Source organism: Sphingomonas pseudosanguinis (assembly GCF_052056765.1).
Lineage (GTDB): Bacteria > Pseudomonadota > Alphaproteobacteria > Sphingomonadales > Sphingomonadaceae > Sphingomonas > Sphingomonas pseudosanguinis.
The window spans coordinates 1,524,126-1,549,334 of the sequence record NZ_CP189888.1 but is presented as its reverse complement, the minus strand read 5'-3'; the positions used below and the strand labels follow the sequence as shown (position 1 = coordinate 1,549,334).

Annotated in this window: 25 protein-coding genes; 11 read left to right on the top strand and 14 right to left on the bottom strand. The window is 66.9% G+C overall.

The genetic code is table 11. The features are described from left to right. Positions 1–13: 13 nt before the first annotated feature. The 3 genes from ntrC to dusB are packed head-to-tail and all read right to left on the bottom strand — an operon-like array spanning position 14 to position 3,520. On the bottom strand, positions 14–1,471 hold the full coding sequence (gene ntrC / locus ACQHGV_RS07020; protein WP_440979937.1) for a nitrogen regulation protein NR(I): 1,458 nt from the start codon (positions 1,469–1,471) through the stop codon (positions 14–16). Then, entirely contained in the window at positions 1,468–2,535 is a 1,068-nt protein-coding gene (locus ACQHGV_RS07015) for a two-component system sensor histidine kinase NtrB (RefSeq protein WP_440979936.1), read from the bottom strand. The genes ntrC and ACQHGV_RS07015 overlap by 4 nt, the downstream gene beginning before the upstream one ends. Continuing rightward, positions 2,519–3,520, bottom strand: a complete 1,002-nt coding sequence (gene dusB, locus ACQHGV_RS07010) for a tRNA dihydrouridine synthase DusB (RefSeq protein ID WP_409786951.1) — start codon at positions 3,518–3,520, stop codon at positions 2,519–2,521. The genes ACQHGV_RS07015 and dusB overlap by 17 nt, the downstream gene beginning before the upstream one ends. 91 nt (positions 3,521–3,611) lie before the next feature. Here dusB and ACQHGV_RS07005 point away from each other — a divergent pair, with 91 nt between their 5' ends. Genes ACQHGV_RS07005 through ACQHGV_RS06995 form a run of 3 tightly spaced genes read left to right on the top strand, consistent with a single transcriptional unit; the run spans position 3,612 to position 5,799 of the window. After that, positions 3,612–4,772, top strand: coding sequence for a bifunctional 2-C-methyl-D-erythritol 4-phosphate cytidylyltransferase/2-C-methyl-D-erythritol 2,4-cyclodiphosphate synthase (locus ACQHGV_RS07005; RefSeq protein ID WP_440979935.1), 1,161 nt, complete (start codon positions 3,612–3,614; stop codon positions 4,770–4,772). Next, on the top strand, positions 4,769–5,299 hold the full coding sequence (locus tag ACQHGV_RS07000) for a hypothetical protein (RefSeq protein ID WP_440979934.1): 531 nt from the start codon (positions 4,769–4,771) through the stop codon (positions 5,297–5,299). The genes ACQHGV_RS07005 and ACQHGV_RS07000 overlap by 4 nt, the downstream gene beginning before the upstream one ends. Then, positions 5,299–5,799, top strand: coding sequence for a CinA family protein (locus tag ACQHGV_RS06995; protein WP_183950838.1), 501 nt, complete (start codon positions 5,299–5,301; stop codon positions 5,797–5,799). Before ACQHGV_RS07000 ends, ACQHGV_RS06995 begins: the two co-directional genes overlap by 1 nt. Here ACQHGV_RS06995 and ACQHGV_RS06990 read toward each other — a convergent pair. Together ACQHGV_RS06990 and lipA are read right to left on the bottom strand one after the other, a co-directional pair. Beyond that, positions 5,760–6,218 (bottom strand): type II toxin-antitoxin system RatA family toxin, encoded by a 459-nt coding sequence (locus ACQHGV_RS06990; protein ID WP_440979933.1) that lies wholly within the window; start codon positions 6,216–6,218, stop codon positions 5,760–5,762. The genes ACQHGV_RS06995 and ACQHGV_RS06990 overlap by 40 nt on opposite strands. After that, on the bottom strand, positions 6,218–7,141 hold the full coding sequence (lipA, locus tag ACQHGV_RS06985) for a lipoyl synthase (RefSeq protein WP_183950836.1): 924 nt from the start codon (positions 7,139–7,141) through the stop codon (positions 6,218–6,220). The genes ACQHGV_RS06990 and lipA overlap by 1 nt, the downstream gene beginning before the upstream one ends. A gap of 149 nt (positions 7,142–7,290) precedes the next feature. On the opposite strand from lipA, the gene ACQHGV_RS06980 reads away from it, so the two are divergent. Then, on the top strand, positions 7,291–7,947 hold the full coding sequence (locus ACQHGV_RS06980) for a carbonic anhydrase (RefSeq protein WP_440979932.1): 657 nt from the start codon (positions 7,291–7,293) through the stop codon (positions 7,945–7,947). A gap of 101 nt (positions 7,948–8,048) precedes the next feature. On the opposite strand, the gene aspS is transcribed toward ACQHGV_RS06980, so the two are convergent. Next, positions 8,049–9,863: an aspartate--tRNA ligase gene (gene aspS / locus ACQHGV_RS06975; RefSeq protein WP_440979931.1), complete on the bottom strand. Its 1,815-nt coding sequence runs from the start codon at positions 9,861–9,863 to the stop codon at positions 8,049–8,051. 168 nt (positions 9,864–10,031) lie between these two features. Between aspS and rnd the strand changes: the two genes are divergently transcribed. Both rnd and ACQHGV_RS06965 read left to right on the top strand, forming a co-directional pair. Further along, positions 10,032–11,210 (top strand): ribonuclease D, encoded by a 1,179-nt coding sequence (gene rnd, locus ACQHGV_RS06970; RefSeq protein ID WP_440980160.1) that lies wholly within the window; start codon positions 10,032–10,034, stop codon positions 11,208–11,210. Then, positions 11,207–11,494, top strand: coding sequence for an I78 family peptidase inhibitor (locus ACQHGV_RS06965; RefSeq protein ID WP_440979930.1), 288 nt, complete (start codon positions 11,207–11,209; stop codon positions 11,492–11,494). Before rnd ends, ACQHGV_RS06965 begins: the two co-directional genes overlap by 4 nt. Here ACQHGV_RS06965 and ACQHGV_RS06960 read toward each other — a convergent pair. From ACQHGV_RS06960 to ACQHGV_RS06945, 4 genes are read right to left on the bottom strand one after another with little or no spacing between them, the layout of a single operon-like run. Beyond that, positions 11,481–12,953 carry a Ppx/GppA phosphatase family protein gene (locus ACQHGV_RS06960; protein ID WP_440979929.1) on the bottom strand — a complete coding sequence of 491 codons (1,473 nt, stop codon included), beginning with the start codon at positions 12,951–12,953 and terminating at the stop codon, positions 11,481–11,483. The genes ACQHGV_RS06965 and ACQHGV_RS06960 overlap by 14 nt on opposite strands. 17 nt (positions 12,954–12,970) lie before the next feature. Next, positions 12,971–15,136, bottom strand: a complete 2,166-nt coding sequence (locus ACQHGV_RS06955; protein WP_440979928.1) for an RNA degradosome polyphosphate kinase — start codon at positions 15,134–15,136, stop codon at positions 12,971–12,973. A 20-nt stretch (positions 15,137–15,156) separates the two neighbouring features. After that, the gene (locus ACQHGV_RS06950; protein ID WP_183950830.1) at positions 15,157–15,765 is read right to left on the bottom strand and encodes a chromosomal replication initiator DnaA; all 609 of its coding nucleotides are present in this window, start codon (positions 15,763–15,765) and stop codon (positions 15,157–15,159) included. Then, positions 15,762–17,021 carry a heavy-metal-associated domain-containing protein gene (locus tag ACQHGV_RS06945; protein WP_440979927.1) on the bottom strand — a complete coding sequence of 420 codons (1,260 nt, stop codon included), beginning with the start codon at positions 17,019–17,021 and terminating at the stop codon, positions 15,762–15,764. The genes ACQHGV_RS06950 and ACQHGV_RS06945 overlap by 4 nt, the downstream gene beginning before the upstream one ends. A gap of 59 nt (positions 17,022–17,080) precedes the next feature. Here ACQHGV_RS06945 and purM point away from each other — a divergent pair, with 59 nt between their 5' ends. From purM to ACQHGV_RS06925, 4 genes are read left to right on the top strand one after another with little or no spacing between them, the layout of a single operon-like run. Then, positions 17,081–18,214, top strand: coding sequence for a phosphoribosylformylglycinamidine cyclo-ligase (gene purM / locus ACQHGV_RS06940; RefSeq protein ID WP_440979926.1), 1,134 nt, complete (start codon positions 17,081–17,083; stop codon positions 18,212–18,214). After that, a complete protein-coding gene (gene purN, locus ACQHGV_RS06935; protein WP_440979925.1) occupies positions 18,204–18,782 on the top strand; it encodes a phosphoribosylglycinamide formyltransferase in 579 nt (192 codons plus the stop codon). The genes purM and purN overlap by 11 nt, the downstream gene beginning before the upstream one ends. Then, positions 18,779–19,066 (top strand): MmcQ/YjbR family DNA-binding protein, encoded by a 288-nt coding sequence (locus ACQHGV_RS06930; protein WP_440979924.1) that lies wholly within the window; start codon positions 18,779–18,781, stop codon positions 19,064–19,066. Before purN ends, ACQHGV_RS06930 begins: the two co-directional genes overlap by 4 nt. After that, positions 19,063–19,662, top strand: coding sequence for a hypothetical protein (locus ACQHGV_RS06925; protein ID WP_440979923.1), 600 nt, complete (start codon positions 19,063–19,065; stop codon positions 19,660–19,662). The genes ACQHGV_RS06930 and ACQHGV_RS06925 overlap by 4 nt, the downstream gene beginning before the upstream one ends. Before the next feature lie 10 nt (positions 19,663–19,672). On the opposite strand, the gene ACQHGV_RS06920 is transcribed toward ACQHGV_RS06925, so the two are convergent. From ACQHGV_RS06920 to ACQHGV_RS06905, 4 genes are all read right to left on the bottom strand, one after another. Further along, positions 19,673–20,191, bottom strand: a complete 519-nt coding sequence (locus ACQHGV_RS06920; protein ID WP_440979922.1) for an N-acetyltransferase family protein — start codon at positions 20,189–20,191, stop codon at positions 19,673–19,675. Beyond that, entirely contained in the window at positions 20,191–20,613 is a 423-nt protein-coding gene (ndk, locus tag ACQHGV_RS06915; protein ID WP_007403624.1) for a nucleoside-diphosphate kinase, read from the bottom strand. Before ndk ends, ACQHGV_RS06920 begins: the two co-directional genes overlap by 1 nt. Positions 20,614–20,835: 222 nt before the next feature. Further along, entirely contained in the window at positions 20,836–21,276 is a 441-nt protein-coding gene (locus ACQHGV_RS06910) for a DNA polymerase III subunit chi (protein ID WP_440979921.1), read from the bottom strand. Positions 21,277–21,298: 22 nt separating this feature from the next. Continuing rightward, positions 21,299–22,765 carry a leucyl aminopeptidase gene (locus ACQHGV_RS06905; RefSeq protein ID WP_440979920.1) on the bottom strand — a complete coding sequence of 489 codons (1,467 nt, stop codon included), beginning with the start codon at positions 22,763–22,765 and terminating at the stop codon, positions 21,299–21,301. Positions 22,766–22,945: 180 nt separating this feature from the next. Here ACQHGV_RS06905 and ACQHGV_RS06900 point away from each other — a divergent pair, with 180 nt between their 5' ends. After that, a complete protein-coding gene (locus ACQHGV_RS06900; protein ID WP_440979919.1) occupies positions 22,946–25,174 on the top strand; it encodes an LPS-assembly protein LptD in 2,229 nt (742 codons plus the stop codon). Positions 25,175–25,209 lie beyond the last annotated feature (35 nt).

Below are 25,209 nucleotides of genomic sequence, written 5' to 3'. Positions count from 1 at the left end.
CAATCCATAAAAATCACGCGGCCGGATCGGCCCCTTCATCGTCGCCGGACGTCGAAATGTTCAGACTGTCGAGCCTTTTGCGCAGCGTATTGCGATTGATGCCCATGGCGCGTGCGGTCCGCAATTGATTGCCGCCGTGGCGGGCGAGCATCGCTTCGATCAAGGGGCGCTCAACCTCGCCGATGACCCGGTCATAGAGGGTCCCGTCATCCAGCAGGCCGGGCCGTTCGACCGCCAGCCGCGCCAGATAGCTTCGGACCGCGGCCGCCAGATCCGGCACCGCCGCCCGGCCGCCCCCCGCCGTCGCCCCGCTCAGCGCGGCTTCGCCCAGCATCGTCCGGACCGCTTCGGCGTCGATCACTTCGTCACGCGCCAGCACCGCGAGCCGACGCATCAGATTTTCCAGCTCGCGGACATTGCCCGGCCAATCGTGGACGACCAGCACGTCGAGCGCCTGTGCGTCGATCTTGCGCCGGGGCAGACCCTGTGCAGCGGCATTCTCTAGGAAGTGCCGGGCGAGCAGCGGAATATCCTGCCGTCGCTCGCGAAGCGCGGGCAGCGCGATCGGCACGACGTTCAGCCGGTAGAAAAGGTCTTCGCGAAACTGGCCCGACGCCACCTGCTGGCTCAAGTCGCGATTGGTGGCGGCGACGATGCGCACATCGGTCCGGATCGTCCGCGCTCCACCGACCGTCGTGAATTCGCCCGACTGGAGCACGCGGAGCAGGCGGGTCTGCGCCTCCATCGGCATGTCGCCGATCTCGTCGAGAAACAGCGTGCCGCCCGAGGCCTGTTCGAAGCGGCCGGCATTGCGCTGCGCCGCGCCGGTGAAGGCACCGCGTTCATGGCCGAACAGCTCGGCCTCGATCAGTTCGCGCGGGATCGCCGCCATGTTGATCGCGACAAAGGGTGCCGAGCGCCTCGGCCCCAGATCGTGGATCGCGCGCGCCACCAGCTCCTTGCCGGTGCCCGACTCGCCGGAGATGAGCACGGTCAGGTCGGTCGCGACCACGCGCGCGATGACGCGGTACACGCTCTGCATCGCCTGCGACCGGCCGATCAGCGGCAGGGCGCGGTCGTCCTCGCCCAAGCCGTCCTCGACCAGCACGCCACCCCGCGCCAGCGCGCCGGCGACCGCATTGGTCAGGGCGTCGAGGTCGAACGGCTTGGGCAGATATTCATAGGCACCCACTTCCGCCGCTCTCACCGCCGTCGTCAGGGTGTTCTGCGCCGACAGGATGATGATCGGCAGCGCGGGAAAGCGTTCGGCCACTCCCCGGATATGGTCGATCCCATCGCCATCGGGCAGGATGACATCGGTGACCAGCACATCGGGTGCGCCGCTCGCGAGCAGGCGGTCCAGCCGCGCCAGCGTCTCGACCACGGTGACCTCATGACCGGCGCGGCGCAGCGCCTGTCCGACGACGGTGCGGATGGCGGCGTCGTCGTCGACGACCAGGACATGGCTCATGCGCGGGCCCTGGGCAGCAGCAGACGCAGCACGGTCATTTCGGGCGAACCTTCCCTGGCATATTGGATGATCCCGTTCATGTCGCGCGCCAGCTTGTCGACGAGCGCAAGGCCGAGCCCCTGCCCCTCGCGACGACCGGAGACGAACGGGTCGAATAGATGATCGACGATGTCGGGCGGTGCACCCGGACCATTGTCGATGATGCAAATCTCGATCGGCAGCGGCAGCCGCTCCTGCCCCCCGCCGATGCTGACCGACATGCCATGGCGATAGGCGGTGGTCAGGACGATACGCGGAGTACGCTCCTGGCGCACCGCCTCGCGCGCGTTCTTCAGCAGGTTGATGACAATCTGGAGCAGCGCGTCGCGATTGATCCAAGCCGGGGGGAGCGAGGGGTCGAAACGCTCCTCGATCTCGATCCCGCGCGCGAAACCGGCGAGCGCCACGCCGCGCGCATGGGCGAGCAAGGGGTAGATATTCTCGGCGGCCAGCGGCAACGGCCGCGTGTCGCTAAAGTCCTGCATCCGGTCGATCAGTGCGGCGATCCGGTCGACCTCGGTGGTGATCAGGGTGGTCAACTCGCCGCCATTGAGAAGCTGGGCGGCGCCCCGGATGCCCGACAGCGGGTTCTTGATCTCATGCGCCAGCATGGCCGCCGCCCCCACCGCTGCGCGGGCACCCGCCCCCCGGTCTGAGGCATGGCCCAGCCGGCGCGATGGTCCCGCGCTGTGCAGCGTGATCGCTCTCCAGCCGGGATGGTCGGGAATCTGCGCCTCGACGAAATCGACGCGGATCTTCGGCCCATGCGGCGTCGCGATGACCGTGTCATAGACCGCAAAGCCATGGCCATCGCGGCTGCGCGGCGCCTCGGGCGGGGGCAGGATGGCGTCCAAGGGCTGGCCGATCATCAGCCGCTCAGACAGGTTGAGCAACTGCTCGGCCAGGCCATTGGCATGGACGATGCGATCGTCGGGATCGACCACGACCACGGCGACCGGCAAGGCGGCGAACAGCGCCGCGAAGCCGGGTCGGCCGTGGCGCGCAGGCTCAGGCGGCAGCGGCAAGCTCGATCTGCGGCATGTAGAAGTCGTACAGCATCGCCTTGACGCGATCCGCGTTCGGCTCCTTGTTCACCGTGTTGCGGAACTCGGCCGAGCCGTGCAGGCCGCGCGTGTACCAGCCGATATGCTTGCGCGCCATATTAACGCCGGTCTCGGTGCCATAATGGTCGAGCATTGCGTCATAATGTTCTGCGACCGCGCGATATTGTTCTTCGAGCGTCGGATCGTCCAGCCGCTCGCCGGTGGCGAACCAGTGCATCACCTGCCCCAGCAGCCAGGGCCGGCCATAGGCGCCGCGCCCGATCATCACCCCGTCCGCGCCCGACTGGTCCAGCGCCGCATCGGCATCGTCGAGCGAGCAAATGTCGCCATTGGCGATGACGGGGATGCTGACCGCATCCTTGACGTTGCGGATGAACGCCCAGTCGGCCGAGCCCTTGTACATCTGATTGCGGGTACGGCCATGGACGGTAATCATCTTGACCCCGATGTCTTCGGCGATGCGCGACAATTCGGGGGCGTTCAGGCTGTCATGGCACCAGCCCATCCGCATCTTCAACGTGACAGGCACATCCACGGCCTTCACCGTCGCCTCGATGATGGCGGAGGCCAGCTTCAGGTCGCGCATCAGCGCGGAGCCGGCGTCGCCATTGACCACCTTGCGCACCGGGCAGCCCATGTTGATGTCGATGATCGCCGCACCGCGATCGGCGTTCAGCTTCGCCGCCTCACCCATTTCATAGGGGGTGCAGCCGACCAGTTGCATCGACACCGGCTCCTCCAGCGGATGCCAGGCGGCCTTCTGGATCGACTGGCGCGTCTCGCGGATCGCCGCCTGGCTGGCGATCATCTCGGTGACGTTGAGACCGGAACCATAGCGGCGGACGAGCGTGCGGAACGGCATGTCGGTCACGCCGGTCATCGGCGCCAGGACGACGGGGCTGTCGATCGTCACCGGACCGACCTGGATAGGAGCGAGGTTACGCATAAAACTGCCTGAAAAATGAGCAGCCATTTAGTCCGAATCGCCGGAAAAGGCAATGTTGCCGACCCCGGCCAAAAGTCGCTAGGCGGAGCGCATGAGCCAGATGGAAAAGATCGCCGCCCTGATCGTCGCAGCGGGTGGCGGCACCCGCATGGGCGGCGGCGTGCCGAAGCAGTTCCGCGATCTGGGCGGGCGTCCGATGCTGGCCTGGAGCCATGAAGCGTTGTACACCCATCCGGCCATATCGACCGTGCTGACGATGGTGGCGGCGGATCAGATCGATGTCGCCCGATCCCTGCTGCCCGACGCACAGGTCGCAACCGGCGGTGCCAGCCGCCGTGAGTCGGTGGCCAAGGGACTTCGCCAACTGGCGCTGGAGGGCGTGACCAAGGTCCTGATCCATGACGCCGCGCGTCCATTCCTGTCGCATGACGTCATCGACCGGGTGCTCGCGGGCCTGGCGTCGGCGGATGGGGCCATGCCGGTGCTCGCGGTGGCGGACACGCTGGCGCGCAACACGGAGGACGTGCTGGGGGAGATCGTGCCGCGTGACGGCGTGGTTCGCGTGCAGACGCCGCAGGGCTTTCATATGCAGGCCGTCATCGCCGCCCATGCCGCCTGGCCCGCCGAAGCGGAAGCCACGGACGACGCGCAGATGGTGCGACGGCTTGGCGGGCGCGTCGCTTTGGTGCAGGGCGATGCCATGCTCGAAAAGATCACCTATCCCGACGACATGGCCGGCGCCGACATGCGACTGGCATGGGAAACCCGCACCGCCATGGGGTTCGACGTGCACCGGCTGGAGGATGGCGAGGAACTATGGCTCGGCGGCGTCTTGATCCCGCATCATCAGGGCCTGTCGGGGCATAGCGACGCCGATGTCGCGCTCCATGCGCTGACCGACGCGCTGCTGGGCACCATTGCCGCAGGTGACATCGGTACGCATTTTCCGCCGAGCGATCCGCAATGGAAGGGCGCCGAGTCGGGCCAGTTCCTGCAACACGCCGCCAAGCTGATCGCCGAAAAGGGCGGGCGGATCGATTTCGTCGACCTGACCATCATCTGCGAAGCGCCCAAGATTGGCCCGCACCGCGCCGCCATGGTCGCGCGTATCGCCGATCTGCTCCAGATCGACCAGAGCCGCGTCAGCCTGAAGGCGACGACGACCGAACGGCTGGGTTTTACCGGACGCGGCGAAGGCATCGCGACCCAGGCAGTGGCGACGGTGCGCCTGCCGGGTGGAGCGCAGGCATGAAGCGGCTGGGTCTCGCGCTGGCGCTGATCGGCCTGGCCGCGCCCGAAGCCGCGATGGCGCAGCAGCGCGCCTGCATCACCGCACCCGAGGCCGAGGCAATGACGCTGGTCGCGATGCCCGACATTCTGCGTGAGACCGGCCGGGTGTGTGCCGCGCGCCTGCCCGCGAACAGCCTGATCCGTGGCAACGGCACGCTGATCGCGAAATATGAAACGGCCGCCGAACAGGCCTGGCCGGCGGCGCGGGCGGCGATCGTCAAGCTGTCCGACCCGACGGTCGACACGCTGCTGCAATCTGATTTCGCCCGGCCGCTGCTGACCTCGCTCTTGGTGCCGTTCATCGTCGGGCGGATCGGGCTGGAGGATTGCGGCGTGATCGACCGGCTGGCGACGCAGCTTGCCCCCCTGCCCCCGCGCAACATGGCGTCGGTGGTCGTCACCGCGCTTCAATATCTGAAAAGCGAGAAGGCGCGCGGCCGGCAGGTGGCCGTGCCCGACCTGCCGCTTTGCCCGATCGGAACCCGCTGATGGACGTGCTACTTCCCAATGACCTGATCGCGCTCGCCGAGCGCGTGGTCACCGCCAACCGCGCCATCGGCCGCCGTGTCGCGCTGGCCGAAAGCTGCACCGGGGGACTGGTGTCGGCCGCGCTGACCGAGATTCCCGGATCGTCGGATGTCGTCGAGGCCGGCTTCGTCACCTATTCCAACAAGGCGAAGATCGACCTGTTGAAGGTGAATTCCGAGCTGATCGAAACCTTCGGCGCCGTCTCCACCGCGACCGCCTGGGCGATGGCGCAGGGGGCGCTGGCGGCGAGCGAGGCGGACATCGCCGTCGCGATCACCGGGGTCGCCGGCCCGGGTGGCGGCACTCCGAAGAAGCCGGTCGGGACGGTCGTCTTCGCCCAGGCGCTACGCGGCGGCGACCCCGAGGACATCAAGGCCGAGCGTCACGAATTCGGCGACATCGGCCGGGGCGGCATCCGGCTTCAGGCGGCGCTGTTGGCGCTGGGACTGCTCTTGCCGTAAAGCTTGGCGGCGCGGTCCTCGAACGCGCCGATCATGCGGCGTAGCGCGGTGCCGAACACCTGCCCCGCCAGCATCTCGAACACCCGGTTCTTGAACGCGAAGTCGACGGTGAAGTCGACCGCGCATCCCTGTTCCTCGGGACGGAAGCGCCAGTTGTTGCGCAGATACTTCAAAGGCCCGTCGAGATATTCGACGTCAATCGCCTCCGGCCGGGTCTTGGTGACCCGGCTGGTGAAGGTCTCGCGCAACCCCTTGAAGCCGACGATCATGTCTGCGACCGTCTCGGTGTCGGAATTCGAGCGCACACGCATCGCCGACACCCAGGGCAGGAACTCCGGGTAGCGGGCGACGTCGGCGACCAGATCGAACATCTGCTCCGGCGTATAGGGCAGATGCCGTGTCTCGCTATGTTTGGGCATCAGCGCGCGGTCGCCAGCTTCGCCTCACGCGCGGCACGCAGCCGCTCAAAATCGTCGCCGGCATGATAGCTGGAGCGGGTCAGCGGTGAGCTGGCGACGAGCAGGAACCCCTTGGCCCGCGCGATCGCGGCATAGGCGTCGAACGCCTTGGGCGTGACGAACTCGGCGACCTTGGCGTGGCGCGGCGTCGGCTGGAGATACTGGCCCATGGTCAGGAAATCGATGTCGGCCGAGCGCATGTCGTCCATCACCTGATGGACCTCCAGCCGCTCTTCGCCCAGGCCCAGCATGATGCCCGACTTGGTGAAGATCGACGGATCGTGCCGCTTCACGCTTTCGAGCAGGCGCAGCGACGCATAATAGCGCGCGCCGGGGCGGATCGTCGGATAGAGCCGGGGCACCGTCTCTAGGTTATGGTTATAGACGTCCGGGCGCGCCTCGACGATCGACTCGATCGCGGCCTGCGCCTTGTTGCGGAAATCCGGCGTCAGGATTTCGATCGTCGTGTTCGGGGTGGTCCGGCGCAGCGCCTGGATCACCTTCACGAATTGCGACGCGCCGCCATCGGGCAAGTCGTCGCGATCGACCGAGGTGACGACGATATGGTTGAGCCCCATCTGCGCGGCGGCGTCGGCGACGTTCTGCGGCTCCATCGCATCGACCTTGCGCGGCATGCCGGTCTTGACGTTGCAGAAGGCGCAGGCGCGGGTGCAGGTGTCGCCCAGGATCATGACGGTCGCATGCTTCTTCGACCAGCATTCGCCGATGTTGGGGCATGCGGCCTCTTCGCACACGGTCGTCAGGCTCTTCGCGCGCATCAGTTCGCGCGTGGCGGCGAAGCCCGCGCTCGTCGGCGCCTTGACGCGAATCCAATCGGGCTTGCGTGCGCGCACCGGCGCGGCCAACGGTGTCAACTCGTTCATGGGTTGCGAAATAGCGACGCACCGGGCCGGACACAATGCCTGCCGATGTCCCGTCCGCACGCGCCGGACATACTTTGATATGGAACCGACATGGCCCTGTCCGGTTCCAGCGTTACAACGCCGTTTCCATAACTGGATAAGAGAGAGCAATGACCGACTTTAACGACCTCGTGGATGGCTATCAGCGCTTTCGGACGTCCGATTGGCGTCGCCAGCGCGACCGCTGGGCCGAGTTGAAGGAAGGGCAGAGCCCCAAGGTCATGGTCATCGCGTGCTCGGACAGCCGCGTCGACCCGGCGCAGATTTTCGACACGCTGCCCGGCGAAATCTTCGTCGTCCGCAACGTCGCCAACCTGGTCCCCCCGTTCGAGACCGGTGGCGGTCATCACGGTGTGTCGGCCGCTCTGGAATTCGCGGTGACGCAGCTGGAAGTGACCGACGTCGTCGTCATGGGTCACGGCGCCTGTGGCGGCTGCAAGGCCGCTTTGACGCAGGGCTTTGCCCATGCGCCGCAGGGTGAAGGCGGCTTCGTCTCTGACTGGGTGAGCCTGCTCGACGATGCGCGCGAAAAGGTCATCGCCAAGCATGGTGACGCCGCCGATGCCGACGCGATGCGTGAGATGGAGCTGGAGTCGGTCCGCACCTCGATCGCCAATCTGCGCACCTTCCCCTTCGTCACCAAGCGTGAGGATGCGGGCAAGCTGACGCTGCGCGGCGCCTATTTCGCGATCGCCGATGGCGTGCTGCACCTGATGGACGAGAATGGCGAGTTCAAGCCCGCCGCCCCGGCCCTGGCTGCAGCGTAAGGAACTCGGTCCGGGTCCGGGTCCCCGACCCGGACTCGAGACGTAAAAAAAGGGCGGACGCCGCATCCGGCGCCCGCCCTTTTCGTTGCCTGTTAAAAGGATCAGCCCGCCGAGCTGGCGACGACCTGATCCACATCCTTCTTCGCTTCCGCGGTCGAACGCAGCGACAGCTCGCGCATCTGCTTGTTGCTGGGCAGGCTGGGCGCGCCCATTAGCAGGTCCTCGGCACGCTGGTTCATCGGGAACAGCGAGATTTCGCGAAGGTTCTGCGCACCGCAGATCAGCATGACGATACGGTCGACACCGGCGGCCATGCCACCATGCGGCGGGGCGCCGTACTGGAACGCGCGATAGAGCCCGCCGAAGCGCTCCTCGACATCCGCCTTGGACAGGCCGACCTTCTCGAACGCGGCGACCATCAGTTCGGGGCTCTGGTTGCGGATCGAGCCCGACGCGATTTCGAAGCCGTTGCAGACCAGATCATATTGATACGCCTTGAGCGACAGCGGATCGGCGGAGGTCAGCGCCTCCATGCCCCCCTGCGGCATCGAGAAGGGGTTGTGCGCGAACTCGACCTTCTTCTCGTCCTCGTCCCATTCGTAGAAGGGGAAGTCGACGATCCAGCACAGGCGGAACGCGCCCTCCTCGATCAGGCCGAGCTGCTCGGCGACGCGGGTACGCGCGAGCCCGGCCAGCTTGGCCGCAGCCTCGACCTTGCCCGCCGCGAAGAACAGGCCGTCATCGGGGCCGAGGCCGAGCGCGGCGTAGAGCGCCTCCATGCCCTCGGTGCCATGGTTCTTGGCGATCGGACCGCCGAACTCGCCGCCCTTGCGGGTGACATAGCCCAGGCCCGCATGGCCCTCGGCGCGCGCCCACTCGTTCATCTCGTCGAAGAACTTGCGGCTCTTCTCGGCGGTCTTGGGCGCCGGGATCGCGCGGACGACGCCGCCCGAGCCGACGATCTTCTCGAACAGGCCGAAGCCCGAGGTCGTGAAATGCTCCGAGACATCGGTGATGATCAGCGGGTTGCGCAGGTCGGGCTTGTCGTTGCCGTACTTCAGCATCGACTCCGAGTACGGAATGCGCGGGAACTCACCTACGGGCGTGACGGTGCGGCCATCGGCGAACTTCTCGAAGATGCCGCCGATCACCGGCTCCATCGTCTCCCACACCTCTTCCTGGGTGACGAAGCTCATTTCCAGGTCGAGCTGATAGAACTCGCCCGGCAGGCGGTCGGCGCGCGGGTCTTCGTCTCGGAAACAGGGCGCGATCTGGAAATAACGGTCGAAGCCAGCGACCATCAGCAGCTGCTTATATTGCTGCGGCGCCTGGGGCAGCGCGTAGAACTTGCCCGGATGGATGCGGCTGGGCACCAGGAAGTCGCGCGCGCCTTCGGGCGACGAGGCGGTCAGGATCGGGGTCGAATATTCGGTGAAGCCCGCCGTCTCCATGCGACGCCGCATGTCCGAGATCACCTGGGTGCGGCGCACGATGTTCGCGTGCAGCGTGTCGCGACGCAGGTCGAGGAAGCGATAGCGCAGGCGAATGTCTTCGGGATATTCCTGCTCGCCCGCCACCGGCATCGGCAACTCCTCGGCGGCCGACAGCACGGTCGCGCCGCGCGCGAACACCTCGATCTCGCCGGTCGCCAGGTTGGCATTCACGGTGCCGGCCGAGCGGGCCTTCACCACGCCGTCGATGGTCACGACCGACTCGACGCGGACGCTTTCCAGAATGGCGAGCGCGGGCGTGTCGCTGTCGGCGACGATCTGGGTGATGCCGTAGTGATCGCGCAGATCGACGAACAGCACGCCGCCATGATCGCGCTTGCGATGGACCCAGCCCGAGAGGCGGACCGTCTGGCCGACCGCTTCGGCGGTCAGCGCGGCGCAGGTGTGAGTACGATAGGCGTGCATGGGGGCATTCTTCCGAACGTCTGATGAAAGTGCTGCCGCTTCCCCGCCCACCCCGGTTTTGTCAATCAATATGTACCGACAGACCCGGGGATCGGAGAAAGCGCATCCGATCGTAACGGGGTCGTGTTCTTCTTTGTCAAGGCGCGAGCACGGCGCTATGTGCGGATGATGCACGTCCATCCGTTGATTACCGACAGCGCCACGCTCGCCAATCTTTGCGCCCGCCTGTCCCAGGCCGACTTCATCACGGTCGATACCGAATTCATGCGCGAAAGCACCTATTGGCCCGAGCTGTGCCTGATCCAGATCGCCAACACGCAGGAAGCCGCCGCGATCGATCCCAAGGCCCCCGGCCTGGACATGACGCCGCTGCTCGACCTGCTGGTCAACAATGACGAGGTGCTGAAGGTCTTCCATGCCGGCGGCCAGGATATCGAGATTATCTACAACCTGACCGGCAAGACCCCCCACCCGCTGTTCGACACGCAGATCGCGGCGATGGCGCTGGGTCAGGGCGAGCAGATCGGCTATTCCAATCTGGTCGACAGCTGGCTTGGTATCCAGGTCGACAAGGGCGCGCGCTTCACCGACTGGTCGCGCCGTCCGCTCGACCAGCGGCAGGTCGATTATGCGATCGGCGACGTGACCCACCTGTCAAATATCTTCCCCCGGATGCTGGAGCGGCTGCGCAAGACCGGGCGCGGCGCGTGGCTGGACCAGGAGATGGAGCGGCTGGCCGATCCCGAACATTATGCCAACGATCCGGACTCGGCCTGGAAGCGGGTGCGCGTGTCGGGGCGCAAGCCCGATATGCTCGGCCGGATGAAGGCTCTGGCGCGCTGGCGCGAGCTGGAGGCCCAGGCGAAGGACTTGCCGCGTGGCCGTATCGTCAAGGACGAGACGCTGGCCGATCTGGCCGGGCATCCGCCGCGCAAGCAGGCCGATCTGGCCAAGGTACGCGGCCTCTCGGCGACCTGGGCGAGCAACGACATTGGCGGACGTCTGATGGATGCGCTGGAGACGGCGACCCCGCTCGACGCCGACGAGCTGCCCGCGCGTGACGACCGCAAGCCCGGGCTGGGTCGCGAAGGCGCGCTGGTCGCCGATCTCCTCAAGCTGCTGCTCAAGATCCGCGCGCGCGACATCGACGTCGCGCCGCGCCTGCTCGCCCGCTCGGACGATCTGGAGATGCTGGCGGCGGGCGTGCGCAGCGGACTGGCGGTGCTCGACGGCTGGCGCTTCGAACAGTTCGGTCGTGACGCGCTCGATCTGGTCGAAGGCCGCACCGGCTTCGTCGTCAAAAACGGCAAGCTGAAGATGGTGCGGACCGAGGACGAAGCGGCATGATCCGATTGTTGACGATCGCGGCGTTGCTGCCGCTCATGGCCTGCACCGCCACCCCCAAGCCGGAAGAGGTATCCGACCTGATCGGTTGCGGCGAGACCCGCGTGGCCAACCTGGTCGGCAAGCCGTGGACCGAGGCGATGCGGGAACCGACGTTGAAGCGCACCGGTGCCCGCACCATCCGCGTGATCGCGCCGGGCGATGCGGTGACGATGGACTATCGCACCGACCGGCTGAACATCGAAACCGATGCTGCCGGCCGGGTCGTCAGGATCAAGTGCGGCTGAGCCGAATCGGCGTCCGCCCCATGGCAGTGGCCAGCGCCGCATGGCGGCGCTCCACCGCTTCGCCGTAAAAGCCGCGATCCTCTTCGCGCATCGCCAGGCCGAGCGTCGACTCGTCGAGCACCAGTCCGCTCCGTTCCAGCGGTCCGGCCAGTCCTCCGCTCAGTCGCTGCCCCAACCGGACCGCCAGTCCCCAGCTGGTCGCCAGCTTCAACTGCGCCGGGCTCGCCAGTTCGGCCAAAGGTGCGGGTACGTCCAGTCCGCCGCCCAGGCTGGTGTGCAGCGCCTGCGCCAGCATCGCGCGGCCGACCGCATCGATGCCGACCCAATTGCCGTGCAGCGCGATCTCCACCCCCCGCTCCGAGCGAAATTCCGGATTGGCGCGCCAGCCGACATCGGCCAGCAGACAGGCCGCGTGCCGCAGCCGTGCCTCGGCCGCCGCCTCACCATTGAACAGCGGCGCGGTCCATCTTTCGAGCAGATCGCCATGTTCGGGGAAGCGGCCAAGCAGCCGTCCTTCCTCCCGCGCCGCGACGATCAGCGGGTCGAGCGCGCGCGTCTTGGCATCCAACCCGCCGTAGAGCAGGCCTTCGCGCAGGCCATAGGCCGAGACGACCGTCGTGCTGCTACCCAGATGCTTGAGCAGGACGCTGAGCAGCGCCGTGGCATCGCCCAGCGTGGCGGCGCGGCTGGACGATAGACCCTTCACCTCGCGCAGGCGTGCCTTGCTGAGGTGCGGGATTGTGCGTGACAGGCGCAATATGTCGGTCGGCGTCAGCTCATAATGGTGGATGATGGGCAACGGATAGCCGGCCAGCGTCATGTCCAGCCGCGCCAGCGCGCGCCATGATCCGCCGACCAGATAGAAGGGCAGGCCCCGGCCGCGTCCTTCCCAGCCGGCCTCCTCGATCAGGCGGGCGATATGCCGCTCGAACGTCTTGCCGCCGCGTTCGCGCAGCGCCGGGATGCGCAACACGCCCAGCGGAAAGGACACCCGATCCTCGACCTCGCCGTCACGGACGCGCACCAGCTCCAGGCTGCCGCCGCCCAGATCGCCGACAATGCCATCGGCGTCGGGGATGGCCGACAACACGCCCTCCCCCGCCCCCTTGGCTTCCTGCTCGCCCGATAGCAGTTCGACCTCAAGGCCCAGCGATTCGGCGCAGGCAATCAGCTCTCCGCCATTGGCCGCATCGCGCACCGCCGCGGTCGCCACGGTGCGCAGCGTCGCCACACCCATTTCGCGCGCAAGACTGGCGAACCGGGCGAGCGCCACCTGTGCCTTGCCGAGCGCAACCGGATCGATCGCACCAGTCGCGGCCAGACCGCGCCCGAGGCCCGCCATGACCTTCTCGTTGAAGAGCGTCGCCGGCAGGCGCGGCGGCCCCTGATAGACGACCAGCCGGACCGAGTTCGAGCCGATGTCGATGATCGCCATGCGCGGCGCGTGCGTTCCTGCCATGGTTCAGCTTTCGCCCGTCACTTCTGCCGGCGCAGCGACAGGGTCGGCACCGCCTTGCTGGTGTCGAGCGCGGCACCGCGCCCCGAAAGCGAGGGATTGGTCATGAAATACCGATGCAGGTTGAAGGGGCGGTCGCCAGGCTGATCGCGGACATAGCTGCCATCCGGCTCCAGCTCCCAGCTTTGTTCATTGTCGAGAAGATTGGCGACCATCACCTGGTCCAGGATCTGGTCGTGCACGGTCGGGTTGAGGATGGGCAGCATATATTCGACCCGGCGGTCGAAGTTGCGCGGCATCCAGTCCGCCGAGGAGATGAAGACCTTGGCCGAATCATGGGGCAGGGCCTTGCCGTTCCCGAACGCCCAGATGCGACTGTGTTCCAGGAAGCGGCCGACGACCGACTTGACCCGGATGTTTTCCGACATGCCCGGCACGCCCGGCCGCAAGCAGCAGATGCCGCGCACGATCAGGTCGATCTCGACGCCGGCGCCGCTTGCCTCGTAGAGCTTCTCGATCACCAGCGGGTCGACCAGCGAATTGACCTTGGCCCACAGGCTGCCCGTACGACCTGCGCGGGCATGCGCGATCTCGGCGTCGATCAGCGCCATCAGATTGTGGCGCAGGTCGCGTGGCGACAGGCTGACATGGTTCATCGCCACCGGTTCGACATAGCCGGTGATGTAGTTGAACATCTGCGCCGCATCGCGCCCGAGCAGCGGATCGGCGGTGAAGAAGCTAAGGTCGGTATAGATGCGCGCGGTGATCGGGTGATAATTGCCCGTGCCGAAATGGCAGTAGGTGCGGAAATCGCTGCCCTCGCGCCGGACGACCATCGACACCTTGGCGTGCGTCTTCCAATCGATGAAGCCATAGACGACCTGCACGCCGGCGCGCTCCAGCGCCGAGGCCCAATAGAGGTTCTGCTCTTCGTCGAAGCGCGCCTTGAGTTCGACGATCGCCGTCACCGACTTGCCGGCCTCGGCCGCCGCGATCAGCGCGTTAATGATCGCCGACTGTTTGCCCGCGCGGTAGAGCGTCTGCTTGATCGCCACGACATCGGGATCGGCCGCCGCCTGCTTCAGGAAGGCGATGACCACCTCGAACGTCTCGTACGGGTGATGGACGACGATGTCCTTGGCCTTGATCGCGGCGAAGCAATCGCCGGCAAACTCCCGGATTCGTTCGGGAAAGCGCGGGGAATAAGGTGGGAATTTCAGGTCGGGGCGATCCTCGTCGACCAGCATGTCGAGGTCGCCGATGCCAAGCAGATTGCCGCTTTCGGTGATGATCGCGTCGCTGCCGCCCAGTTCGCCGCGCAGCACGTCGGCCAACTCGTCGGGCATGCCGGTTTCCAGCTCCAGCCGGATCACCCGCCCGCGCCGACGCCGCTTGATGGCGTTGGCGAAATAGCGGACGAGGTCCTCCGCCTCCTCCTCGATCTCGATGTCGCTGTCACGCAGCACACGGAAGGTCGCCGCGCCGTTGACGATATAGCCGGGGAAGAGCAGCCCCGAGAAGCGGCGCAGGATCGTCTCGATCGAGACATAACGCGCCCCCTCGCCCGGCAACCGGACGAAGCGCGGCATGGTCGCCGGGATCATCACCAGTTCGCGAATCGGCTCCTGATCCGACACGCGGGTCAGGTCGAAGATCATCGACAGACCCTTGTTGGGAATGAACGGAAAGGGATGCGCGGGGTCGAGCGCCTGGGGCGTCAGGATCGGGAAAATCTGATCCCGGACATGGGTTTCGAGCCAAGTGCTGGCGTCCGCATCGATCGCGTCGCGGCGCAGGACGAAGATGCCCGCCTCGTCGAGCAGGTTGCGCAGGTCACCCCACACCTCCTGCTGGCTCGCCATCAGCCGGTCCGCCTCGGCAACGATGCCGTTCAGCTGCTGCCCGGGGGTCAGCCCGTCGACGGAGCGCTGCTCGACATCCTGCGCCTGTTGTCCCTTCAACCCGGCGACGCGCACCATGAAGAATTCGTCGAGGTTCGACCCCGAAATCGACAGGAAGCGCAGCCGTTCGAGCAGCGGATGCGCCGAATTGCACGCCTCCTCCAGCACGCGGCGATTGAACGCCAGCCAGGAGAGTTCGCGGTTGAAATAGCGCTCGCTGCGGTTCGGCGTGAAATGATCGTCGTCCGGCTCGGACATTTGCGCGATATGGGCGGGACGGGTCATATTCCTCGCTCGGACTGCGTTCAGGGCTCGGCGAGGAGGCCGGCCGTGATCAGGGTGGATCGTGCAAGAGCAATGGACAAGCGCGCGCGCCGTTCCATCGCCCCCTGGTCGAGCATATCGACTGCGCGGATGACAGAAAGGTGACTGCGTTCGACACGCAGCGTCAGCCACTCGATCAGATCGGGTCGCGCATCCAGGCCCCGGCGCTCGAACAGATGCTCGAACAGCGCCGCGACCAACTCGTCGTCGGGCGGGCCGATCTCACCAAGGCTGCTATTGGCCAGGCGCGAGCGCAGGTCGGGCAGCTTCACGGCCCAGCGCGGCGGCGCGGCATCCGCGACGATCAGCAACGGCCGCCGTTCGGCCTGCGCGGTGTTCCAGGCGTGGAAGATCTGCACCTCGGGCACGCGCTCGGCATCGTCGATGATCGTGCCGCCGCTGCGGGCCGCGAAAATGCGCGCCAGCAGCGACCGGCCGGACTTGCGCGGCCCCGTCAGGATGGCGGCCATGGTCGGCCAGTTTTCCCACTGGTCCAGCATCCGCGCCGCCAGCCGGTTGGAGTCGGTCAGCAGGAAGGCATCCGATCGAGGGTCCGCTGGCCATTGCAGCGGAAGCGCCATCTGGTTCATCCGGTCGTCACAGTATCCGTAGGGGGCGTCGGCGCGGGCAAGGCCGCACGCCGCACGCGCAAGGTGGTGCCGGCACCCGACACCTGAAAACCACGCTGCTCCAGCGCGCGGCGAAGCTGGTCCGGGTCACCGTCATAGGTCACGCTCATCAGCGAGACACCACCGACCGCCAGGCTGGTCGTGCCCGCCCGCACCACGCCGGGGATGCCGCGCACCAGGCTTTCGACGTTGGCGACGGCGCTGGCGCTGGGCGCGTCATATTGCAGCGTCACCGCGATCCCCGCCCCCGTCGCGGCGATGGCGGAGTCGAGGCCCTCGATCGGCTCCTCGCCCGTGTTGCTGTCGTCGGGGGCGATCTCGACCTGCGGCTTGGGCGGCGGGGCAAGCGTCGGGTCGCCGCGCAGCACCCCGCTGGCGAGCGCGCGCTGATAGAGCGAATCGAGCCGGGCTACGCCGGTATCGAGCAACTGGCCCAATCCCTCGGTGCTGCCGACTCGCAGGGTCAGCGAACCGATCAGGGCATTGTCCGGACCATGCCGTGCCTCGAACACCCCGATCACCGGACCGCCCGGCCATTGGCGATGCAGGCGCACCACGGGGATCAGGATGTCCGACGCGCCATATTGATCGAGGATCGAGCGCCACCAGCCGCGCGAACGTCGTCCGATCTGCCCGGCATTCAGCAGCAGCGGGTCGGCACCGGTTCCCGAGGGGCGGATATAATCGATCGTGCTGTTACCGGTGCGGAACCGTGCCCAGGCCTGTTGCCACGGCGTGCGGGTCTCGAACATCTGCGACACGCCGCCCGACACCTGCAACGGCATGATCAGCATCGGCGGCGAACGATCGGCATAGGCCGACACCCCCAGCACCGAGGCGGCCCGTGCACGGTCGAACAGCACGCCCAGCCGTGCGACATAGCGTGTGGGGCCGATCTGCTCCTTCTCCACGACGATGCCGGTCACCAGCGAGTCGAGCAGGCCGTCCGACGCGCCGAAGCCGGTGCGGCCCAGCCGCTGGGCGAGCATCGCCCAGCCCTTGCGCTGTGCGATCCGCCAGCCGCCGAGCCGGGCGGCCTCCGCCGTCTTGCCCGCGACGTCGACGGTGACGCCCGACACCTCATAGGCGCTGCCGCTGTCGATCGGCATGACGCCGCGATCCTGCCCCTCGATCTGGGCCAGAACCGCGCTGGCCCCGACACCGACCCCGGCCAGGGCGGCGAGACCGATCATTCGATGGGGCAATCGCAAACGCATCGCGGCCTTTTGGCGAAGCAGGCGTGGAAATCCAAGCGCGATATAGCTAACGGGCAAACATGACCGACAACAGCACGCCGTCCACCCCCTCGTCGCCCGCCGAATCCGGCACGTCCTACACCTATGCCGATGCCGGCGTTTCGATCGCGGCGGGCAATGCCCTGGTCCGCGCGATCGGCCCGCTCGCCAAGGCGACACGCCGGCCGGGCGCCGATGCCGATCTGGGCGGTTTCGGCGGTTTCTTCGACCTGAAGGCGGCGGGCTTCACCGATCCGCTGCTGGTCGCGGCCAATGACGGCGTCGGCACCAAGCTGAAGCTGGCGATCGAGCATGACCGTCATGACGGCGTCGGCATCGACCTGGTCGCGATGTGCGCCAACGACCTGATCGTGCAGGGCGCTGAGCCGCTGTTTTTCCTCGATTATTACGCCACCGCCAAGCTGGAGGGCGATGTGCCCGAGCGGGTGATCGCCTCGATCGCCGAGGGCTGCCGCATCGCCGGCTGCGCGCTGATCGGTGGCGAAACCGCCGAGATGCCGGGCATGTACGCGGCCGGTGATTACGACCTCGCCGGGTTCTGCGTGGGTGCCGTCGAGCGCGATCAGGTGCTGACCGGTGCGGACATCGGCGACGGTGACGTGATCCTGGGTCTGGCGTCGTCTGGCGTTCATTCCAACGGCTTCTCGCTGGTGCGTCGTCTGGCGGCGGACAAGGGCTGGAAGCTCGATCGCCCGGCGCTGTTCGATCAGGAGCGTCTGCTGATCGAGGGGCTGATGGCACCGACTCGGATCTATGTCCGCGCGCTGCTGCCGTCGATCAAGGCGGGGACGATCAAGGGCCTGGCGCACATCACCGGCGGCGGTCTGCTCGAAAACATCCCGCGCGTCCTGCCCAAGGGCGCGCATGCGGTGGTCGACGCCGATGGCTGGGAACAGCCGCGTCTGATGGCCTTCCTGCAGGCGCAGGGCGGGATCGAGCCCGAGGAAATGGCACGCACCTTCAACTGCGGCATCGGCATGGCCGTCGTCGTGGCCGCCGATCAGGCTCAGGCAGTCGCCGCCACCCTGACCGAAGCGGGCGAGACGGTCGTGACCATCGGCCGCATCAAGGCGGGCGAGCGCGGCTGCACCGTCAAGGGATCGGCCGGCACCTGGAGCGCCAAGGCGGACTGGACCGCGACCCATGCGGCCTGACGGCCGGGCGAAGGTCGGTATCCTGATTTCCGGCCGCGGCTCCAACATGCAATCGCTGGTCGCGGCGTCGCGTGCGGCCGATGCCGGCTATGACGTCGCACTCGTCGCCTCGGACAAGGCCGAGGCGGCGGGGCTGGCCTGGGCAGCGGAACAGGGGATCGCGACCTTCGCCTTGTCGCCCAAGGGGATCGGCAAGCCGGCCTATGAGGCCGCGATCGATCAGGCGTTGCGCGATGCGGGCGTCGAGGTGATCGCGCTGGCCGGCTATATGCGGCTGTTGTCGGGCGATTTCGTCGCGCGGTGGCGGGGGCGTATCGTCAATATCCACCCGTCGCTGCTCCCGCTCTACAAGGGGCTGGACACCCATGCCCGCGCGATCGCGGCAGGTGACGCGAAGGCGGGCTGCTCGGTGCATATCGTCACCCAGGAGCTGGATGACGGCGAGGTGCTGGGCCAGGCCGAGGTGCCGATCCTGCCGGGCGACGATGCCACGGCACTCGCGGCGCGCGTGCTCGTTGAGGAACACCGACTCTACCCCCAAGTCCTGACGGAGTTCGTGCGTCGATGACCGATACCCTCTCCCGCATCCGCGACATCGCCCTGCTGCTGCCCGGCACGACCGAGGACGACGCCGATGGCGAAACCCGTTTCCTGGTCGAGGGCGAGCCGTTCGCCCGCATGAGCGGCGACGGGTCGGCGCTGCAGCTATGTGTCGCCGATGAGGGCAATCCGCCCCGCTGGAGCGATATCGCGCTGTCCGGCGACCTCGACTGGACGTTGATCGAGGACCGGATCGCGCGAAGCTGGGAACTGGTCGCGCCGACCGAATTGCTGGAGGCCGGCGGGCGATGAGCGGAACGGCGGGCGACGAGGCCGCCGAGCGCGCCAAGTCGCGCCGCCGGCTGCTGACCCTGGCGGAGTTCGTGGCGGTCGCGGGCTTGATCGTCGCCTCGCTGACCCTCTATCTCAACTGGTCCCAGCGGCGCAGCGAAGCCGCCGACAAGGCCGCCTCCGCCAGCGCACAGCGGCACGAGCGCGGTCGGCTGGACCTGACCGCCACCGTCGAGGGCGATGGCCGCCGCCTGACCTTGCGTGACCCGAACCATGACATCCAGGATGTCGTGATCGCGTTCCCGACCAAGTCGAGGATCGCCAGGCAGGCGCCGGTCGGTGATCCCGTGATCGACGCCGACCCCATTGCCGGCCCGATGCTGGCACTGACCGATGGACAGGCCGATACGCGCGAAGGCCGGCTGCCCGTGCTGATCACCACCCGCTACTGGGACGGCGATAGCGCCCGGACGGTCAGCGGCCTGTATGATCTGATCTGGAGTACGCACGGCCGGCTGTTGCGCGGGCGGACGTTGCGATTGGAGGGGCTAAGGCTCCGCGATCGCGATGGGACGGTGGCGAAGCTCGATGCCGCCTGGGCGGCCAGGCGGCCCTGAGCCTGGGCGTTTACAGCGCCCGGCCGTACACCACGTCATTATAGACGGTATCGCCGACCCGAAACTGCCGCTCGCCGGCAAGGGTGAAGCCCTCGCGCTCGTAGAAGGCACGCGCCTGCGCGTTGATGCCAAGCACGCCGAGCAGCATACGGCGCTTTCCCATTGCACGCGCATCATCGATCGCCCGGGCCATCAACTTGTGGCCAAGGCCTGTGCCGCGCGTCAGCGACAGGGCATAGATGCGGCGAAGTTCGATGTCGTGGCCATCGGTCGGGACCGGCAGATCGGGCGGCACGAGCAGCGTGTACCCGACGGGCGCTGCGCCATCGGAATGTTCGGCGAGGGTGGCGACGCTCTTTGCGTCGGCGATCCACGTCTCGAACTTGTCGGGAGAACTATTCAGGGTGCAATGGCGCACCATGTCGGGACCAGCGATGATCCCGGCAAATGTCTCGAGGAAACTGGCGGCCGCGACGAGCGACAGCGCCGGACCATCGCCCGGCTCCGCGCGTCGCAGCCGCCACGTCATCAGCCGACGATTTCTTCGGGCTTGAAGAAATAGGCGATCTCGATCTCGGCATTCTCGTCCGAGTCCGAACCATGGACAGTGTTGGCTTCGATCGACTCGGCCAGTTCCTTGCGGATCGTGCCCGGCTCGGCGTTCGCCGGGTTGGTCGCGCCCATGATGTCGCGGTTGCGCTGCATGGCGTTCTCGCCCTCGAGCACCTGCACGACGACCGGACCCGAGATCATGAACTCGACCAGATCGTTGAAGAAGGGGCGCTCCTTGTGGACCGCGTAGAAGCCTTCGGCCTGCTCGCGGGTCATCTGGATGCGCTTCGAGGCGACGACACGCAGGCCGGCTTCCTCCAACATCTTGGTGACGGCACCGGTCAGGTTGCGGCGGGTGGCGTCGGGCTTGATGATCGAAAAGGTACGGTTCGCGGCCATGATGGTCACGCAGCTCCTGATTTAAGGTGTTGGCTGGAAGTGGCGTCGCCCTAGTCGGGGCGGGGGAGCAATGCAATGTCTTATGGTAAGCTGATCCTCCCCGGCACGGGGGGGTGGCAGCGCGACAGCGCTGACGGAGGGGGGCTTCCACACGGGGTACCGCTTGCGGCACACCCCCTCCACCAGCTTCGCTGGTCCCCCTCCCCGTGCCGGGGAGGACTGTCAGGCCGCCTGTTCCCAGCGGCCCTGGTCGTTCTGCTTCCAGTATCGGCGCTCGACGCCCTCGCGGTCGGCCAGCGCCCGCCAGGCCGCCCGCGCCTCGGCGATGCGGTCGCCATCGAAGAAGTGGAAGGCCCGCTCGAAGCTCAGTGCCTCGTCACGCCATTGGCCGTCCGCCAGCGCGACATGGCGTGCACCGTTGCTCGGCTGCACGTCGGCCGCGATCAGGATCGGCTGGAGGCCGTCTTCCCCCTCCCCCGCCTGGGCATGGGGCAGGAAGCCGTCCGCCGGCACCATCCAGAGTTGCCGGTCGAGCGCGGCGCGCTGGTCGGCATCGCCGCTGACGATCAGCAGGCGGCCGCCGCCGGCCATCACGCGATCGGCGATGACGGGCAGCAACCGGTCGAGCGGCGCCATGGTCAGATGATAGAAGTCGACCTGCATCGGCGCCGCTCCCGCTTGTCGATCAGGCCTCGAACCGGTCCGCGACGAACCGGTCGAGCAGGCGCACACCGTAACCGGTCGCGCCCTTGTCGTGGTTGACGCCCGGCTTGTCCGACCAGACCATGCCGGCGATGTCGAGATGCGCCCAGGCGACCCCGTCATTGATGTAGCGCTTCAGGAACTGCGCCGCCGTGATCGAACCGGCACCGCGTGGGCCGACATTCTTCATGTCGGCGATCTGGCTGTCGATCAGCTTGTCATAGGCATCGGACAGCGGGAAGCGCCACAGCTTCTCGTCGGTCGCCTTGCCGGCGGCGAGCAGCGCGTCGGCCAGCGAATCGTCGTTGGCGAACACCCCACCATGCTCGTTGCCCAGGCTGATGATCATCGCGCCGGTCAGCGTGGCGAGATCGACGATGGTCGAGGGCGCATGCGTCTTCTGGACCCAGGTCAGCGCATCGCACAGGACCAGACGGCCCTCGGCATCGGTATTGATGACCTCGATCGTCTGGCCCGACATCGAGGTGACGACGTCACCCGGACGCTGGGCATTCCCGTCGGGCATGTTCTCGACCAGGCCCATGACGCCGACGACATTGGCCTTGGCCTTGCGCGCGGCGATCGCCTTCATCGCACCCGCGACCGCACCGGCACCGCCCATGTCCCACTTCATGTCTTCCATGCCGGCCGCCGGCTTGATCGAGATGCCGCCGGTGTCGAACGTCACGCCCTTGCCGACCAGCGCCAGCGTTTCCGCATCGGCCGCACCGCCGTTCCACTTCAGGACGAGCAGGCGTCCTTCACGCACCGACCCCTGGCTGACACCCAGAAGCGCGCCCATGCCCAGATCGCGCATCTGCGCCTCGTCGAGCACGGTGACTTCCAGACCCAGGCCCTCGACGTCGTTCAGGACGCGCTCGACGAAGGTTTCGGGATAGAGCTTGTTCGGCGGCTCGGACACGAGCGTACGGGTCAGTTCCAGACCGCCATTGACCGCGTGGATCGCGGCATAGGCGGCTTCCGCTTCGGCACCCGCATCGACGATCGCGATGCGCGTCAACATGGGCTTGGACGCTTCGGGCAGCTTGGTGCGATAGACGTCGTGGCGCCAGCCGCGCTGGACCGCCGCACCGGCAAAGGCGGCCACGGCCGCCGCCGAGGGCTTGGTCCCCAGACCGGTCAGCACGAGCGACGCCGAGGAGGCGGTCGTCAGCAGCTTGGCGGTCAGCGCGCCGCCCGCCTTGCGCCAGTCCGCCTCGGTCCCGTCACCCACGCCCAGCATCAGGATGCGCCGCGCCTTCCCGTCGAACGGCACGAACAGCTCGACGCTGCTGCCGGCATCGCCCTTGAACCGGTTGGCCTCCGCCGCCGCCAGCGCGAGCGAGACCATGTCCGCTCCGCCGGCTTGGCCGAAGTCCTTGCTTCCCTTCGCAACGGGAAGGACAAAGACATCGCCGGCATCGACGGTGGAGGTGAAGGCGATCTGCATGGGAAACCCCTGATGAACAAATAACTGTTGCTACCATCTAGGCGCTGGGACGGGCGTGGCAAGCACGCGATTGCAGCGAAGGGCCGGTGATGCGATAGGCGGACCATTCGCGCCGTCACCCTGCCGGGGGGAGGCTTTCATCATGTCGGCAAGGACGGATCTGGTATCATCGTGTTGCGAATGACCCTTTTGACCGGCAGCGCGCTGCCCCTCGCTCTTCTCGCAGCCCAGCCCGTATTCGGTCAGGACCTGCAGGACCGGCCCGTGTCGCCGCCGCCCGCCGACGGCCCCGCGCCCGAAGACCCCGATCAGGTGAAGTTCAGCGCCGGGCAGCTGGAATATGACATCAACGCCGATATCGTGACCGCGACCGGCGATGTCCGCATGAACCGCCAGGGCGAGCGGCTGCGCGCCGACAAGGTCACCTGGAACCGCAAGACGGGCAAGGTGCTGGCGACCGGCAACATTGCGGTGACCAACCCGCAGGGCGACATCGCTTACGGCGACCAGATCGAGCTGACCGATTCGCTGAAGGATGGCGTGGTCGACAATATGCTGGTCGTGCTGGAGCAGGGCGGCCGCCTGGCCGCCGATCGGGGCACGCGACAGGCCGATGGCACGGTCAACCTGGAACGCGCCGCCTATACCCCTTGCGCGGTCGAGACGTCGGAGGGCTGCCCCAAGGAGCCGTCATGGAAGATCACGGCGGTCCGCGTCACCTATCGCCCGGATCGCGAGCGCGTTTATTTCAATGGCGCGCGGCTCAACCTGTTCGGCCTGCCCAGCATCCCCCTGCCCCGCCTGTCGGCGCCGATCGGCTCGGGCGGCGACAGCGGTTTCCTGACACCCGACATCCGGCTCGACCGCGTCAACGGCGTCGAGGTGGCGGTCCCCTATTATTGGCGGCTCGCCCCCAATCGCGGCGTGACCGTGACGCCGCACGTCTTCACCGCCGTGCTGCCGATGATGGAGGCGCAATATGAAGCGCTGAATTCGCTCGGCGCCTATCGGATCACGGGCTATGCGACCGCCAGCCGGCGCAGCGACGACCTGAACACGCTGAACCCCACCGATACGACCCAGGCGTTTCGCGGCTATCTGGACGGTGTCGGGCGGTTCCAGTTCTCGCCCGAATGGAGCCTGTCGGGATCGCTTCGCCTGACGACCGACCGCACCTTCCTGCGCCGCTACGATATTTCGCGCGACGACCGGCTGCGCACCACCGCCAGCCTGGAACGGATCGACCAGAACAGCTATTTCGCGATCAACGGCTGGTACGTGCAGACGCTACGCGTCAACGATCCCCAGGGTCAGCAGCCGATCGCGCTGCCAGAGATCGACTATCGCCGCCGCTTCGACGACGGGTTGCTCGGCGGCAAGTTCGAGATGCAGCTCAATACGCTCGCCATCAGCCGGACCGAGGGACAGGATACCCAGCGCGCCTTTGCCAGCATGCGCTGGGACCTGCGTCGCCTGACCAATTGGGGGCAGGAGGTGACGTTCACCGCCTATGCGCGTGGTGACGCCTACAATTCGAACAACATCGTCTCGACGCCTTTGGTCTATCAGGGGCTGGAGGGCTTTCAGGGCCGCGCGATCGGGGCACTGGCGGTCGATGTGAAATGGCCGTTCGTCGGCGAATTGTGGGGCGGCACCCAGCGCTTCACCCCGCGCGTCCAGATCGTCGCGAGCCCCAAGATCCGCAACATCGAAATCCCCAATGAGGATGCGCGCGCCGTCGATCTGGAGGATTCCAATCTCTTCGCGCTTAATCGCTTCCCCGGCTATGACCGGTTCGAGGATTCGACGCGCATCACATACGGCGCGCAATGGGCGCTGACGCTGCCCGGTTTCACCGTCGATACGCTGGTGGGGCAGAGCTTCCGCCTGAACGACCGGCCGACGATCCTCTATCCGGGCACCGGTCTGTCCGATCGCTGGTCGGACATCATCGGGCGGACCGAAGTGCGGTTCCGCGATTTCGTCTCGCTGACCCACCGCTTCCGGATCGACAAGGACAGTTTCGCGGTACGCCGCAACGAGATCGACGCGACGGTCGGTTCGCGCGCGACCTATGTCCAGGCGGGCTATATCCGGTTGAACCGCAACATCTTCACTTCGATCGAGGATTTGCAGGACCGCGAGGAAATCCGGCTGGCCGGCCGCGTGCAGTTCGCGCGCTTCTGGTCGGCCTTCGGGTCGACGGTCGTCGATCTGACCGATCGGTCCGAAGATTCGTTGTCGCTGTCCGATGGTTTCGATCCGATCCGCCACCGGGTGGGCGTGCAATATGAAGATGATTGCCTTCGCCTAGGCTTCACCTGGCGGCGCGATTACGTGAACACCGGCGATGCGCGCGCGGGCAACAGCTTCCTGTTGACGCTGGCGTTCACCAATCTCGGTCGCTAAGCCCCTATTCAGCATGCTCGACCCATATCGCGACG

Bases quoted from the DNA above. Each gene is read 5' to 3' on its own strand.
- ntrC (WP_440979937.1), bottom strand. From the start codon at position 1,471: ATGAGCCATGTCCTGGTCGTCGACGACGACGCCGCCATCCGCACCGTC.
- dusB (WP_409786951.1), bottom strand. From the start codon at position 3,520: ATGCGTAACCTCGCTCCTATCCAGGTCGGTCCGGTGACGATCGACAGC.
- ACQHGV_RS07005 (WP_440979935.1), top strand. From the start codon at position 3,612: ATGAGCCAGATGGAAAAGATCGCCGCCCTGATCGTCGCAGCGGGTGGC.
- ACQHGV_RS07000 (WP_440979934.1), top strand. From the start codon at position 4,769: ATGAAGCGGCTGGGTCTCGCGCTGGCGCTGATCGGCCTGGCCGCGCCC.
- ACQHGV_RS06995 (WP_183950838.1), top strand. From the start codon at position 5,299: ATGGACGTGCTACTTCCCAATGACCTGATCGCGCTCGCCGAGCGCGTG.
- ACQHGV_RS06990 (WP_440979933.1), bottom strand. From the start codon at position 6,218: ATGCCCAAACATAGCGAGACACGGCATCTGCCCTATACGCCGGAGCAG.
- lipA (WP_183950836.1), bottom strand. From the start codon at position 7,141: ATGAACGAGTTGACACCGTTGGCCGCGCCGGTGCGCGCACGCAAGCCC.
- ACQHGV_RS06980 (WP_440979932.1), top strand. From the start codon at position 7,291: ATGACCGACTTTAACGACCTCGTGGATGGCTATCAGCGCTTTCGGACG.
- aspS (WP_440979931.1), bottom strand. From the start codon at position 9,863: ATGCACGCCTATCGTACTCACACCTGCGCCGCGCTGACCGCCGAAGCG.
- rnd (WP_440980160.1), top strand. From the start codon at position 10,032: ATGCACGTCCATCCGTTGATTACCGACAGCGCCACGCTCGCCAATCTT.
- ACQHGV_RS06965 (WP_440979930.1), top strand. From the start codon at position 11,207: ATGATCCGATTGTTGACGATCGCGGCGTTGCTGCCGCTCATGGCCTGC.
- ACQHGV_RS06960 (WP_440979929.1), bottom strand. From the start codon at position 12,953: ATGGCAGGAACGCACGCGCCGCGCATGGCGATCATCGACATCGGCTCG.
- ACQHGV_RS06955 (WP_440979928.1), bottom strand. From the start codon at position 15,136: ATGACCCGTCCCGCCCATATCGCGCAAATGTCCGAGCCGGACGACGAT.
- ACQHGV_RS06950 (WP_183950830.1), bottom strand. From the start codon at position 15,765: ATGAACCAGATGGCGCTTCCGCTGCAATGGCCAGCGGACCCTCGATCG.
- ACQHGV_RS06945 (WP_440979927.1), bottom strand. From the start codon at position 17,021: ATGCGTTTGCGATTGCCCCATCGAATGATCGGTCTCGCCGCCCTGGCC.
- purM (WP_440979926.1), top strand. From the start codon at position 17,081: ATGACCGACAACAGCACGCCGTCCACCCCCTCGTCGCCCGCCGAATCC.
- purN (WP_440979925.1), top strand. From the start codon at position 18,204: ATGCGGCCTGACGGCCGGGCGAAGGTCGGTATCCTGATTTCCGGCCGC.
- ACQHGV_RS06930 (WP_440979924.1), top strand. From the start codon at position 18,779: ATGACCGATACCCTCTCCCGCATCCGCGACATCGCCCTGCTGCTGCCC.
- ACQHGV_RS06925 (WP_440979923.1), top strand. From the start codon at position 19,063: ATGAGCGGAACGGCGGGCGACGAGGCCGCCGAGCGCGCCAAGTCGCGC.
- ACQHGV_RS06920 (WP_440979922.1), bottom strand. From the start codon at position 20,191: ATGACGTGGCGGCTGCGACGCGCGGAGCCGGGCGATGGTCCGGCGCTG.
- ndk (WP_007403624.1), bottom strand. From the start codon at position 20,613: ATGGCCGCGAACCGTACCTTTTCGATCATCAAGCCCGACGCCACCCGC.
- ACQHGV_RS06910 (WP_440979921.1), bottom strand. From the start codon at position 21,276: ATGCAGGTCGACTTCTATCATCTGACCATGGCGCCGCTCGACCGGTTG.
- ACQHGV_RS06905 (WP_440979920.1), bottom strand. From the start codon at position 22,765: ATGCAGATCGCCTTCACCTCCACCGTCGATGCCGGCGATGTCTTTGTC.
- ACQHGV_RS06900 (WP_440979919.1), top strand. From the start codon at position 22,946: ATGACCCTTTTGACCGGCAGCGCGCTGCCCCTCGCTCTTCTCGCAGCC.